9 protein-coding genes are annotated in these 13375 nt (G+C 72.5%); 5 read left to right on the top strand and 4 right to left on the bottom strand.

Going from position 1 to position 13375, the window contains the following annotated elements; genetic code table 11:
• Positions 1 to 43 precede the first annotated feature (43 nt).
• From AC0VYD_RS19400 to AC0VYD_RS19390, 3 genes are all read right to left on the bottom strand, one after another.
• A complete protein-coding gene (locus AC0VYD_RS19400) occupies positions 44 to 694 on the bottom strand; it encodes a hypothetical protein (RefSeq protein WP_475476892.1) in 651 nt (216 codons plus the stop codon).
• Between the two features lie 255 nt (positions 695 to 949).
• On the bottom strand, positions 950 to 2713 hold the full coding sequence (locus AC0VYD_RS19395) for a substrate-binding domain-containing protein (RefSeq protein ID WP_475476891.1): 1764 nt from the start codon (positions 2711 to 2713) through the stop codon (positions 950 to 952).
• A 365-nt stretch (positions 2714 to 3078) separates the two neighbouring features.
• Entirely contained in the window at positions 3079 to 4812 is a 1734-nt protein-coding gene (locus tag AC0VYD_RS19390) for a substrate-binding domain-containing protein (protein ID WP_475476890.1), read from the bottom strand.
• Positions 4813 to 5245: 433 nt separating this feature from the next.
• On the opposite strand from AC0VYD_RS19390, the gene AC0VYD_RS19385 reads away from it, so the two are divergent.
• From AC0VYD_RS19385 to AC0VYD_RS19365, 5 genes are all read left to right on the top strand, one after another.
• The gene (locus tag AC0VYD_RS19385; protein ID WP_475476889.1) at positions 5246 to 5830 is read left to right on the top strand and encodes a hypothetical protein; all 585 of its coding nucleotides are present in this window, start codon (positions 5246 to 5248) and stop codon (positions 5828 to 5830) included.
• Between the two features lie 79 nt (positions 5831 to 5909).
• Positions 5910 to 6725, top strand: coding sequence for a TrmH family RNA methyltransferase (locus AC0VYD_RS19380; RefSeq protein WP_475476888.1), 816 nt, complete (start codon positions 5910 to 5912; stop codon positions 6723 to 6725).
• A gap of 94 nt (positions 6726 to 6819) precedes the next feature.
• Positions 6820 to 7740 carry a 2-hydroxyacid dehydrogenase gene (locus AC0VYD_RS19375; protein WP_475476887.1) on the top strand — a complete coding sequence of 307 codons (921 nt, stop codon included), beginning with the start codon at positions 6820 to 6822 and terminating at the stop codon, positions 7738 to 7740.
• A gap of 147 nt (positions 7741 to 7887) precedes the next feature.
• On the top strand, positions 7888 to 9573 hold the full coding sequence (locus tag AC0VYD_RS19370) for a bifunctional 3'-5' exonuclease/DNA polymerase (RefSeq protein WP_475476886.1): 1686 nt from the start codon (positions 7888 to 7890) through the stop codon (positions 9571 to 9573).
• Between the two features lie 207 nt (positions 9574 to 9780).
• Positions 9781 to 10974, top strand: coding sequence for a C40 family peptidase (locus tag AC0VYD_RS19365; RefSeq protein WP_475476885.1), 1194 nt, complete (start codon positions 9781 to 9783; stop codon positions 10972 to 10974).
• 358 nt (positions 10975 to 11332) lie between these two features.
• Here the strand turns inward: AC0VYD_RS19365 and AC0VYD_RS19360 are convergent, their stop codons facing one another.
• Positions 11333 to 13135: a gamma-glutamyltransferase family protein gene (locus tag AC0VYD_RS19360; RefSeq protein ID WP_475476884.1), complete on the bottom strand. Its 1803-nt coding sequence runs from the start codon at positions 13133 to 13135 to the stop codon at positions 11333 to 11335.
• Positions 13136 to 13375 lie beyond the last annotated feature (240 nt).

The following is a 13375-nucleotide window of genomic DNA, read 5'->3' as shown; positions in this document are numbered from 1 at the left end:
GCGATGGTGGGGGTTTGGTGCTTTTATGCCCCTGCTTGGGCGCTCATGTGGTTACGGAAGGTTGTGGGTCAGGGTCTTTCCGTGATAACTGGGAGGGTCTCGCCGCCGGAACCGTCCCGCGCAGACCGGCGGTGAGCACACGCTCCGGCGCCACCCGGCCGGGCGCGGCCGACAGGGAACCCGGAACCTGGTCGTGGCCGAAGTGGCCGCCCCGGGACCACACCCTGACCGTTTCCTCCGGGGAGGGGGGACGCTCGCCCCGGACACCGGGCGGTCCGGCCGGCCAGCTCCTGGACACACCCCACGACTCCAGCCAGTCCACGATCGGGGCCAGTCCGACGAGGGAGCCGTCGGTGAACGGCTCCTCCTCGGTGGCGACCACGGCGACCACCAGGCAGACCCGGCCCTCGTCGCCGTGCTCCAGACACAGTCCGTGCCGGGAGGTGCTGCCCAGGGCGAGTCCGCTCCGCCGGGTGGCCGCCAGGGTCTGCGCCACGGCACCGGTCGTCGGGTTCCACACCAGGTGGACGCCCTCCCCCTTCTGGACCAGCCGGTGTGCCTCCTCCCGCGCCGACCACGCGTTCGGGTCCGATCCGGTCACCGTCCAGACTGCGCGCGGGGCGCCGGCCCCGGTGGCGGTTCGGACGGCCCCTCCGTCGATCCTCTCGGCACCGGGCATCCACGCCTTCGCCATGGCACTCCCCAATCCGGCCGCGCCGGGTCTCGGTCGTGTGGATCCGGGGCGGGAAAGGCTTCTGGGTACCGGATCCAGGTCCTTCCCGTGGTACGCCACCCCGGTGGAGAAGTCCATAGCCGCGCGGGCGGTGGATAGGTTCATGTCACCTTCCGTTCCGCCGTTCCCGTTCGGCGGAAGGGAGCCGAGCCGAAGGGGCGAGGGGCCCTGGCGGAGGCGGCGCGGGCGGACCCCGGTGCGGGGTCCGCCCGGTGCCTACTCCTCCTCGTTCCCGTCGTCGGCGATGCGCAGCGAGAACGCCTGGAGGAAGATGTCCCCGATCTCGGTCGGGTCCTCGGTCATGTACGCCGCGCCCCCGGTGGCCGCCGCGATCTCCTGGAGCGGCTCCAGGTTCTGCACGTCGGGGCCGAAGGCGATCGTGATGATCGGGATGGGCCGGGTCGGGCTGGCGAGGGAGTCGATCTGGGACATCAGCTCATCGAACTCCAGCCCGCCGGGGTTGTCGTTGTCCCCGTCGGTGAGCATCAGGACCACGTTGGTGCGGTCGGGCCGGTAGGTGCGCGACATCTCCTGGTAGGCGGCCAGGTAGGTCTCGTACAGCGCGGTGTCCCCCTGCGGCAGCGGCTCCAGGCCCTGCAGCGCGGTGCCGATCACGTCGCGGTGCGCGTTCCCGGCGTCGTCGGTGGCCTGCAGCTCCCTTATCGGGGCGATCTCCTGGTAGTGCAGGTCGTTGTTGACGTCGGTGGAGAACTTCCACAGGCCCAGCTCGGAGCTGTCGGAGAACATCTGGAGGCCCTCCGCGGAGGCGGCACCGGCCACCTGCATCCGGGTCAGCCCGGTGCCGGGCACCTCGGCCAGCATCGACCCGGAGACGTCGACGATGGTCAGTACCCGGGAGTCCATCTTCAGCTGGTTCCAGGAGCGGGTCAGCTCGGTGATCGAACCCTCGGAGGGCGCGGGCAGCTCGGCGGGCTCGTCCGCGCGGAACCCGGCCTCCTCGGTCAGTACGGAGCCGTTGACCTCGCCGTCGGGGCCGCGGAATCCCTCGTCGACGAAGCGCTGGACGGCCTCGTCGGTGCGCACCGCGGTCCGGAACACCTCGGCGGCGCGGGTGATGTCGCTGTCCTCGCTGCGCACGATGTACGGGTAGTCGAGGAAGTAGGTGCCGTCGCTGAGGTAGCTGGGCTGGGCGGCGGCGTCGGCGTGGGCCGCGTTGTAGCGCCACACCGCCTGCTCCGACATCACCATCACGGGCGGGGCCTCGGCGCCGCCGCCGCTCAGTGCCAGGAAGGCGGCGTCCTCGTCGGCGGAGGCGCCCTGGTGCAGGGACTGCAGCGCGGCGGTCATGTGCGCGTTGAAGGTGTCGGCGTCGGGGCTGGCCTCCTCCAGCGCGCCGTGCAGCAGGTAGAGGGTGCCGAGCCCGCTGGAGCTGCGGGCCGGGTCGACCACACGGACGGTGCGGTCGCTCTCCTCGCCGGGGGCGGCGGTGGGGACCACGTCCATCCACGTGGTCTCGCCGTCGTCGGCCTCGGCGAACTCGGCCAGCTCGGCCAGGACCAGCGGGCTGCGGGCCAGGGAGGTGCCGGTCTCGGTGATGACGGCGTCCCCGGACTGGCTCTGGACCAGCCGCGGCCACACGGAGGAGTCCGGGATCCACACGTCGGATTCGGTGTCGCCCATGGTGGCGCCGGAGCCGGTGATCTTGTAGGCGACGTTGGCCGAGTCGACCTGGCGCACGTTGGCGCGCACACAGCTGTTGTCGACCTTGTGTTCCTCGGCGTTGAAGTCGCTGGCGACGTCGGCCAGTGCGGGGCCCAGCTCGGGGCTGACCGCGACGTCCAGCTCGATGTCGGAGCCGCCGCAGCCGTCCCCCTGCCCGAACATGTACACGCCCGCCACGGCGAGCCCGACCACGATCACCATCGCGGCGGCCAGCGCGGCGAAGGCTCCGCCACGGCCGCGGCGGCGTCTGCTCCGGCCGGAGGGTTCTTCTGCGTATTTTCCGCGGTGACGTCCCACAGCTTTCCTCACGGGGTGGTGTACGGACGAGGTGTCGTACAGGGGGATGAGTCGGTACAGGGGTGTGCGGTACGGGCGGTCCCGTACGTGCCGGTTCGGCCTCCGGGTCGGTACCGGAGCGAGGCGAACACGGGTGGGTTACTGGTGGGAACGGTACTCAACACCCCAAGCTTCGTGAATGGGACCCGGGGCGCCGGGGTACGCGGCGGTGATCGGGCCATGTGTGTCCGGATCGTCTGCGGAGTACCGTCCACCCTGGGAAATCCGACTTGTCCGGTTCGGAATGAATCCCGGGGAAGCGGTCGGTCCGAAAAACCATTCCGATACCGAATCGAGACCCTTCCGGGGCCGGTTCGGCCGTCATGTCAGTTGTCGCAGTTGGGCACGCACAGACGCCGCGAGATCGAGCTGAGGAAGAAGTCCCCGATCTCGGCCGGGTCCTCGGCCACGAAGGAGGAACCGCTGGTGGCCCGCGCGATCTGCGCCAGTTCGCGCTCGTCGGCCCCCTCACCGAAGCCGATGACGAACATCGTGACCGGCCGCCGCGGGTCGAAGCGGTCCTGCAGGGCCGCGATCAGCTCCTCGTGGGAGATGTCGCTGGACCCCTCGTCCCGTCCCGCGGTCAACAGGATGACGCTGTTGATCTTGTCCTCGTGGAAGTTGTCCTGCACCTGGTCGTAGGCGGCCAGGATGTTGTCGTACAGGCGTGAGCCGCCGCCCGCGACCTCCAGCCCCTCGGCCACCTCGATCATCTCCTGGCGCCGGGTGACGTCACCGTCGTCCGCCGAGCCGAGCGGGTGCATGTCGGCGGACTCCTCGCGGCCGTCCTCACCGAGCTCCTCCGACATCAGCCACAGGCCCATGTCGGTCTCGTCCGGGAACATCGCCAACCCCATGAGCGCCGCCTGCTTGGCGACCTCGATCTGCTCGGTCCCGCCGTCGAGGCTCTCCGACATGTTCTCCGAGGCGTCGGCCAGCACCAGCGTGCGGCTGGGCATGGACAGCCGGTTCCAGTCGGTGACCGACGCCAGCAGGGCGTCGCCGGTCAGGTCGTCGTGTGTGGCGGGCGGATCCGCGATGATCCCGGACCGGCCGGCCAGCACCGGCGACGCCTCCCCGTCCGGATCGCGAAAGCCCAGCTCGCGCAGGTGTTCCCGGTAGGCGTCGCCCCGGACGACCTCGTACAGGTCGGCGGCGGCCGACCGGAGCACGGAGTCGTCGGTTGTGGTCACGTACGGGTAGTCCAGGTTGACGGTGCCCTCGCTGACGTAGTGGGCCCGGAGCCGGGGAGCGGAGTCCGCACGGCGTTCGTTGTAGGCCACCACCGCCTGCTCGGGTACGGCGATGACCGGGTCCACCCGTCGGTTCGCGGCGGCCGAACCGGTGAAGACGGTGGTCAGGTCGATCTCGCCGAACGCGCTGTCCAACTGCACGTCGCGGACGAAGTCGGTCATCGCGGTGTCCGCCTCGTCCCCGGTGCCCAGGTGCTCGCGGATCGCGTGCATGACCGTCATGCCGTCGGCACCCCGGTTGGGGTCGACCATCACCACGGGGCGGTCGGGGTCGCGTTCACCGGGGAGCAGCAGGCTCCAGCTGGCGTCGTCCTGGTCGGGCATCCCCTCGGTGTCCGGCGGTGCGGCGAGCACGACGGGGGAGCTTGCCAGGGAGGGCGGGTCGGTTTCGATGCCGTGCGCGCCGCCGTCGGAGACCCGGGCCAGCTCGACCCAGGCGGAGGACTCCGGCACCCACACGTGCGGGGCGATGGTGGAGTCGCCGGGGCGGTTGCCGGTCAGGGCGGTCAGGATGCGGTGCGGCGGGATCTCGTCGACCTGCGCGTACACGCACTCACCGCCGTAGCTGTGCTTGGCGGAGTTGAACTCCGACGCCGCCTCGCGAATGACGGGGGCGGTGCTCTGGGTGGCGGACACCCGCAGGTAGCGGGTGTCGCCGCAGCCGAGGGCGTTCATGGTGACCGGGACGGCGATCGCTGTGATGGCGATCACGGCGACGACGATCGCGGTGATCCCCAGCGGCGACCCCGCCACCCTGCGGGTGGTGGCGGCGGTCGGCGAGGAAAGACGGTGGCGTCCACTGGGCACGGGCACTCCGGGGGGTGGCTGTCTCCGGCCTCCGGGCGAAGCCTCCCGGGGGCCGGTCTTCAGGGGCGGCGCGGGGGCTGCGCCCGGCGCCCCGCGGTGGGAAGTTCGGTGAACCATCGTGCGGCGGGCGGCATCACACACTGTGAACGCGAACGAGCGGCCGTGCGGCACGAACGATTCCTCACCAGGACCTTACTCGCTGGTAATGCGCTAGCGAAAGGGGAGGAGTGTTCCGGCTCACAGGCGGTTCGCCGGAGGTGTCGGTGATCTCTTTGTTACGGTGCACGTCCGGTACCACTACTCACTCCCGGCTACCATTGCCCCGGTATTCGCTTGACCGATACATGACGTCCGCTTGGCGGGCGCCCCACGAAGAAGGGCGCCGCACGCGGCGGACGGCCCCTGTGAGCAATCGACCCCCGAGGGTTATGGCATGTCCCATTCGCACAGTGATCGACGGAGCCGAGGCAGCCTCGGCACCGTGCTGCTCGCCGGAGCCTGCTGCGCCGGCGCTGCGGCCTACGCCGTGCTGGTCGGGCCGTCGATGCTGCCGCCGCCGGACGTCGAGACCACGAACGCGGCCAGCCCGGAGGTGCTCGGGAGCGTCATCGAACAGCCCGAGGAGGTTGGCGGCGCAGGCCCGGTCGGGCAGCTGCGCATCCACGTCAGCGACCGGGACCGCGCCTGGGTCCAGACCCTGAACTGCACCGGGAACCTCGCGGAGGACCCCGAGCCCTGCGCGATGATGGCCGAGGCCGCGCAGGAGCTCGCCGAGGACCCGACGGCCGACGAGGGCGCGACCGGGGACGGCGGTACCGGGGCCGAGACGCCCGGAAGCCTGCTGTTCACCGAGGTCCGCGAGGGCACGGTCTGCACCGACAAGGTGTACGGCCCCCAGGAGGCCGCGATCGAGGGCACCTGGGAGGGCGAGGAGATCGAGACCACGCTCTCCCGGAAGGGCTCCTGCGAGGAGGCCCGCTGGCAGCGCCTGCGCGCCGTCACCGAACAGCTCGGCTGATTCGGCCCCTCCCGGGCGGGGGCCGTCCCGGCGCCACCCCTGTTCCGGCACCACCTCGGGCACGGGATAATCGCTGACCATGGATGCCATCAGGGTCAGTGACCCCACCGACCCGCGTCTGGCCGACTACACCCGGCTCCGCGACGTCAACCTGCGCCGCCACCTGGAGGCCGAACACGGCCTGTTCATGGCCGAGGGCGACAAGGTGATCCGCCGGGCGGCCACCGCGGGCTTCAGCCCCCGCAGCTTCCTGCTCACCGAACGCCGCGCCGAGGCCCTGGACGACGTGGTCGCCGCCTCCGGCGCGCCGCTGTACGTGGTGAGCGAGGAGACCGCGCAGAGCCTGGTCGGCTTCGACCTGCACCGGGGCGCCCTCGCCGCCTACCACCGCAGGCCGCTCCCCGGGCTCGACGAGACCCTCGTCGGCGCCCGCAGCATCGTCGTGCTGGAGGACCTGGTCGACCACACCAACGTCGGCGCGATCTTCCGCAGCGCCGCCGGGCTGGGGGTGGACGCCGCGGTCCTGGCCCCGCGCTGCGCGGACCCGCTCTACCGCAGGTCGGTGAAGGTGTCGATGGGTGCTGTCTTCACCCTCCCCTACACCCGCCTCGACGACTGGTACGGCGGCCTGGACACACTGCGCGACGCCGGGTTCGACCTCATGGCGCTCACCCCGGGCGAGGGTTCGCTGCCGATCCGCGAGGCCATGGACCGCCTCGGAGCCGACGCCAGGGTGGGCCTGCTGCTGGGCACCGAGGGCGACGGCCTGTCCTCCCGCTGGCTGGAGCGGGCCACCTCCCGGGTGCACATCCCGATGGCCGACCGCGACGTGGACTCCCTCAACGTCACCGCCGCCGCGGCCGTTGCCTGCTACGAACTCGGACGCGCCCGGTGAACACGCCCCGCTGCGCGTCGCCGTCGGGGCCCCGGACCGCCCGTGCCCGTAGTGTGGCGCCTGACACAGGCTGAGCAGAGGGAGGACGCAGGACATGGGCGGCCGAGCACTGGTGCAGTGGGAGCAGAACAGGGACAACGCCCCCGAAGCACTCCACGTCGACCTCTACGCGGGGGGACCGGCCCCCGGCGCGGGCCTGGAGGACGTCACCTTCTACCAGGTGCCCTACACTCCCTCCACCCAGGGCGTGGACGAACGGCTCGACATCATCGACCGGATGCCGGAGCTGAGGGTCCTCCAGCTGGTCTCGGCCGGGTACGAACAGGTCCTCGGGCTCCTCCCGGACCACGTCACCCTGTGCAACGGCCGGGGACTGCACGACGCCAGCACCGCCGAGCACGCGCTCGCACTCATCCTCGCCGCCCAGCGCGACCTGCCCCGGTGGGCGATCGACCAGCGCGAACACCGCTGGGGTTCGGTCCCGCAGCGCTCCCTGGCCGACTCGCGGGTGGTGATCGTCGGCTACGGGAGCATCGGCCGGGCGATCGAGCGGCGCCTGCTGCCCTTCGAGACCGACGTGCTCCGGGTGGCGAGCCGGGCCCGCCCGGAGGAGGGGGTGCACGGCGTCGGCGAGTTGCCCGCACTGCTGCCGGACGCGGACGTCGTCGTGCTGGTCACACCGCTCACCGAGGACACGCGGGGCCTGTTCGGTGCGCCCGAGTTCGCGCTGCTGCGCGACGACGCCCTCGTGGTCAACGTCGGCCGGGGACCGGTCCTGGACACCGGCGCCCTGCTCGCCCAGAACGGCCGGGTCCGTGCCGCGCTTGACGTCACCGACCCCGAACCGCTGCCCGTGGACCACCCGCTGTGGGACGCCCCGGGCGTGTACCTGACCCCGCACGTGGCGGGCGGTTCCGCTGCCTTCTATCCGCGCGCCCGGGCCTTCATGGACGCCCAGCTCGCCCGCTGGGCCGCCGGCGAGCCGCTCGCCAACGTCGTCCGGCCCGGGAGGTAGCGCACCCGGGGCCCGGGGCCCAGGGCTCCGGGCCCCGCACGGGGGTACGGGACCCGGCACGGCCCGTACGCGTCAGCCGGGGCCCGACCGCCCCGACGCGCACCCCGGCGCCGCCCGTCTGTCGGTGCCTGGGGGGAGACTGGGGATATGCGGATCGCGGTGGTCTCCGACGGGGACGGCGGAGGATGGCTGCGGGAGCTCGGTGACGGGACCCCGCCCGCTCCGGTGCGCCGGGTGGACGACCTCGCGGCGGCGGTACGCGCAGCCGAACACTCCGGCGACCAGCCCCCGCGCTGGGTCTGGGCGGACACCGGGGACCTCTACCCCGACCTGGTACGGGCCGGCGTGCGTGTGGCGCGCTGCCACGACGCCGCCCTCACCGAGGCGCTCCTGCTGGGATACCGGGCACGGCACACCGAACCCCACTCGCTGGGGGCGGCCTGGGCCCGCCTGCACGACCTGCCGGTCCCCGACGACCCCGTGCGACCGCTCGGGGAGGGCACCGCCGCCCAGCCCGCGCTCTTCGAAGCCGACCGCTCCACCCTGCCGCCGGGGACCGACCGGCTCGACGCCCTGGTGGAGGTCCACGCCGACCAGCGCGGACGGACCGCCGGACTCCCCTCGCCCGAACGCATGGCTCTCCTCGCGGCGGTCGAGTCGGCCGGTGCCCTGGCCGCCGTGGAGATGAGCCACGACGGGCTGCCCTGGCGCCCCGAGATCCACGACCGGGTGCTCACCGGGATCCTCGGGCCCCGCCCGCGCCCCGGCCAGCGGCCGCCGGTCCTGGCCGACCTCGCGGCGCAGATCAGCGAGGTCGTCGGCCACGAGGTCAACCCGGACTCCCCCGCGCAGGTGCTCAGGGCGATGGCGTGGGTCGGCCACCCCGTGGCGTCCACCCGGTCCTGGGTCCTGGAGGGCGTCGACCACCCGTTGGTGCCGCTGCTGCTCCGCTACAAGGAACTCGCCCGCCTGTACTCGGCCAACGGCTGGGCCTGGCTGGAGACCTGGGTGCGGGAGCTGCCCGGCGGCGGAACGGCGGACGGGCCGAGGCTGGGGCGGTTCCGACCCGACTACGTGGTGGGCGGGGTGGTCTCCGGGCGCTGGGCCACCAGGGGCGGCGGCGCCCTCCAGATCCCCAGGTCGGTACGGAGCGCCGTGCGAGCCGACCCCGGCTGGGTCCTGGTCCGGGCCGACGCCGGCCAGCTCGAACCGCGGGTGCTGGCCGCCGTCTCCGGTGACGACGCCCTCGCGGCCGCCGCCGCGGAGGAGGACCTGTACGCGCGGCTGGCCGCGCACGTGGGCGGCGACCGCGAACGCGCGAAGATCGGCCTGCTCGCCGCCATGTACGGACAGACCTCGGGTGACGCGGCGCCCCTCCTGGCCACCATGCGCCGCCTCTACCCCCACGCCCTGGAGTACGTGGACGCCGCCGCCCGCACCGGGGAGGGCGGCGGTATCGTCCGGTCCTGGCTGGGCCGCACCTCGCCCGCCCCCGGGGACTGGGCGTCCACCGTCGCGGCGGCCGACGGGGACCGCAGACGCCGCGCGCACGGCCGGTTCACCCGCAACTTCGTCGTCCAGGCCACCGCCGCCGAATGGGCACTCGTCCTGCTCGCCGCGCTCCGGCAGGAACTCCCCGAGACCCCGGAGGGCGGCGGGATCGTCTTCTTCGTGCACGACGAGGTCGTCCTGCACGTCCCCGCCGACCTCGCCGAGGAGGCGGTCCGGGCGATCGACAGGGCGCAGATCCGGACCCGGAGGATCCTCTTCGGGGACACCCCGGTGCGCTTCCCCCTCTCGGTGTCGGTGACGGACTGTTACGCCGACCTGTGACCCGGCGACCGGCAGCGCGGTCACGCACCGTGAGCCCGGGGGAAACGGATGAGCGGCTGCCGGGTGGACGTCGGATATCGGACGGCGAGGGCTTCTTGCAAACTCCTCCGCGTACGCCCATTCTTAAACGCGGACCATGTCATCGAAGGCCGTGCGCCGCAGCGCTTCCCCCGCCCGTCGCGGCCACAGAGAGGATGATCGACCCCCGTGCGGAACCGTCTCAGAACATGTGCGGGAACCACGGCCGCCTTCGCGGTCGCCTTCACGGCCTTCGGGGCCACCCCCGCGACAGCAGCCCCCGTCGTCGAGGACCGCCCGCCCCTGGCCGAACAGGTCTCGCCCGGAGCCGCCGCACCCAGCGGCTCCGCGCCCCGGACCACGGGCCCCGAAACCGAAACCACCGCCACCGAAACCCCCGACACCGCGGACGTAGCGGAACTCGAACGGGACGCCTACGTCGCGCCCTTCCGCGAGGCGCGCTCCGTCGAGTACTTCGCGGTGGCCCCCCGGACCCTGCCCCGGGAGGCCGTCGACGCGGTCCGCGGGATCGACGGGGTCGAGCGGGTCCTCACCGTCGACGCCGCCCGCGTGGAGGTCGACGGGGAACCGACGTCGGTGCTCGGCGTCAACCCGTCCAGCTTCCGGAACCACGCCCCCGAACCCTCCGCCGAGTCCGACGAGGTCTGGCAGGGCGTCGCCGCGGGCCGCGTCGCACTCTCCAAGGACGCGGGTACCGAACGCGAACTGGAGATCGGCGAGGACGTCACCGTCGCGGGAGGCCGCGGCGAGGTGCCCCTGGAGGTGTGGACCCACGCGACCTCCGGCATCGCCGGGATCGACGCCCTCGTCTCCCGGGCGACCGCCCGGGAACTGGGCATGCCCGAGGGCAACGCGATCGTCGTCTCCGCGCCCGACGCGGACCTGATGGAACTGTACGAGGAACTCGGGGAGGTGCTGGGGGAGGAGACCTCGCTCCAGCTCGTCGCCGATGCCCCCGAACCCATGACCGACGGGGACACCGTGTCCTCGTCGGTGGTCGAGCAGGTCATCGCCAACGCCGAGACCCAGTTGGGTGTGCCCTACGTGTGGGGCGGTACCACTCCCGACGTCGGCTTCGACTGCTCCGGTCTGCTCCAGTGGGCCTTCCGCGAGGCGGGCGTGGACATCCCACGCGTCACGCACGACCAGTGGAACGCGGGCGAACGGGTGGAGTGGGACGACCTGCGGCGCGGCGACCTGCTGTTCTGGCGTTCGGACCCGACCGCACCCGACTACATCTCACACGTGGCCATCTACCTCGGCGACGACCAGATGCTGGAGGCGCCGCGGACCGGTCTGGACGTGCGCGTCACCCCGGTGCGGACCGCCAACTACGCGGGTGCGGTGCGCGTGCACACCTGACCCGGTACCCGAGGACGAAAAAGGGCCGTGGCGCCACCGGGGAGGTGGAACCACGGCCCTTCTTTCTCCTTGTCCGAAAAACCGCCGGGAGGGGAAGGCAGGCCTCGGTCAGGAGGGGGGACAGGGTCGCCGCTGAGGGAGGGGGAGACAGCGGTGGTCGACCCTTCGGAGGTATCGAGTTGTGACGGTCAGTCCACGGCCTTCGGGCCGGGTGTCCCGTCGCACAGGTCTACATAAGCAGTGACCGGCCGATTTGGCAAGAGGTCCGTCCAAGCCATGCAAGCAACCACAGCCCGCCACAAAGCCCCCTCCTGTCGAACGGGAGGGGGCTTGTATGCGCTTTCCGTCTTCCTTCGGTTCAGCGGCCGGACGCGTAGTTCTGGTTTCCCCGAGCATCCGCGGCCGCCCGCAGTTCACCGCTCTCCGGATCGCGGGCGACGGCGGCCAGGCGTCCCAGGGACCAGTCCTGGGCGACCTGCACCCGGTGGCCGCGCCGGGAGAGCTCGGCGATGACGTCCCGACCCACACGCGGCTCGACGACCAGGTCGCCCGGTACGGTCTCCCGGGGGTGGAAGGAGCTGGGGAAGGCGTTGGTGTGGAACATCGGGGCGTCCAGGGCCTCCTGGAGGTTGTCGACCCCGTTGAGGACGCGCAGCAGGGCCGTGGTGGTCCACTGGTCCTGCTGGTCACCGCCGGGGGTGCCGATCGCGAGGACGGCCTCCCCGTCCTCGCGGCACACCAGGGTGGGGGAGAGGGTGGTGCGGGGGCGGCGGCGCGGTGAGAGGGCGTTCGGGGACGCGGGGTCGAGCCAGAACATCTGTGCCCGGGTGCCCAGCGGGAAACCGAGCTCGGGGATGACCGGGGAGCTGCTGAGCCAGCCGCCGCTGGGGGTCGCCGACACCATGTTGCCGTCGGCGTCCACCACGTCCAGGTGGCAGGTGTCGCCTCGCAGGTCCGCCTGGCTCGATCCGGCGGCGTTGCGGACGGTCGGCTCGCCGGTGGTGCGGTCGCCGGGGGCGTCCCCGGGCAGGTACGACGGCGGTTCGAAGGGGGCGCGGCCGCCGGGGGAGCCGGGACGCAGGTCGAGGCAGGCGCGGGCGTCGTCGACCAGGCGGGAGCGCTCGGCGGCGTAGCGGGGGCCGAGCAGCTCCCGGAGCGGGACGTCGGTGAAGTCGGGGTCCCCGTACCAGGCCTCGCGGTCGGCGAAGGCGAGTTTGGCGGCCTCGGTCACCCGGTGCACGAAGTCCGCGCTGACGCCCTCCCGGACGTCCGCTCCGATCCCGAGGACCTCGGCCGTGCGGAGTTGCTGGAGCATGGCGGGGCCCTGCCCCCAGGGGCCGGTCTTGTGCACGGTGTGGACGCCGTGCGTGACGCTGACGGGATCCTCGTAGGTGGCGCTCCAGTCGGCCATGTCCTGGGCGGTCAGCAGGGCCTGCTGGGGTTCGCCGAGGCCGTTGGGAACGGGTGAGGAGAGGAAGGCGCCGACCGCTTCGGCGACGAACCCCTGGGACCAGGAGCTGCGGGCGGCCTCGATCTGGGCCTCACGGTCGCCGCCGACGGTCTCGGCCTCGGAGACGATCCTGCGGTAGGTGGCGGCGAGGGCCGGGTTGCGCAGCCGGGAGCCTGCTGCGGGAGCGGCCCCGTGCGGTAGGTAGAGGGCGGCGGACCCGGCCCAGTGCCGGGAGAACACGGGGGCGAGGGCTTCGACCGCGGCGGCGATCCGGTCCAGGACGGGGTAGCCGCGTTCGGCCAGGCCGATGGCGTGGTCGAGGACCTGGCGGACGGTCATGGTGCCGTGGTCGCGCAGGAGCAGCATCCAGGCGTCGAAGGACCCGGGGACGGTGGCGGCCAGGACACCGCTGCCGGGGATGCGGTCCATGCCGGAAAAGGCCCCGATGGTGGCGGCGGCGGGGGAGACCCCCTGCCCGCAGAGGACGCGCGGGGCGCCGCCGCGGGCCTGGAAGAGGACCGGGACCTCGCCGCCGGGGCCGTTGAGGTGGGGTTCGACGACCTGGAGGGTGAAGCCCGCGGCGACGGCGGCGTCGAAGGCGTTGCCGCCGCGCTCCAGGACGGACATGCCGGTGGCGCTGGCCAGCCAGTGGGTGGAGGCGACCATGCCGAAGTCGCCGCGTAGTTCGGGTCTGGTGGTGAAGCCGGGCATGGGGGGTGGTCCTCCTGCGAGTGGGGGAAGGGCGGGCCGCCACCGGTCCGGGGTGTCGCACCGGGGCGTACGTGCGTCGGGATCGGCGCCGGTGGGCACCGGCCGAACGAGGGCGACGGTACAGCATGGCTTGTTCTGGATGTTGAGTTTTCGGGGGATTCAGGCCTTTGGTCACTGTTTCCGGGGTTCGCTGGAATGAGCACCAGAAAGCCCGGTCGCAGCCGCTGTTCGGCCACGACC

Source organism: Nocardiopsis sp. iso_40, assembly GCF_056173285.1.
The sequence above is the reverse complement of the archived record's forward strand: the minus strand, read 5'-3'. Positions and strand labels throughout refer to the sequence as shown.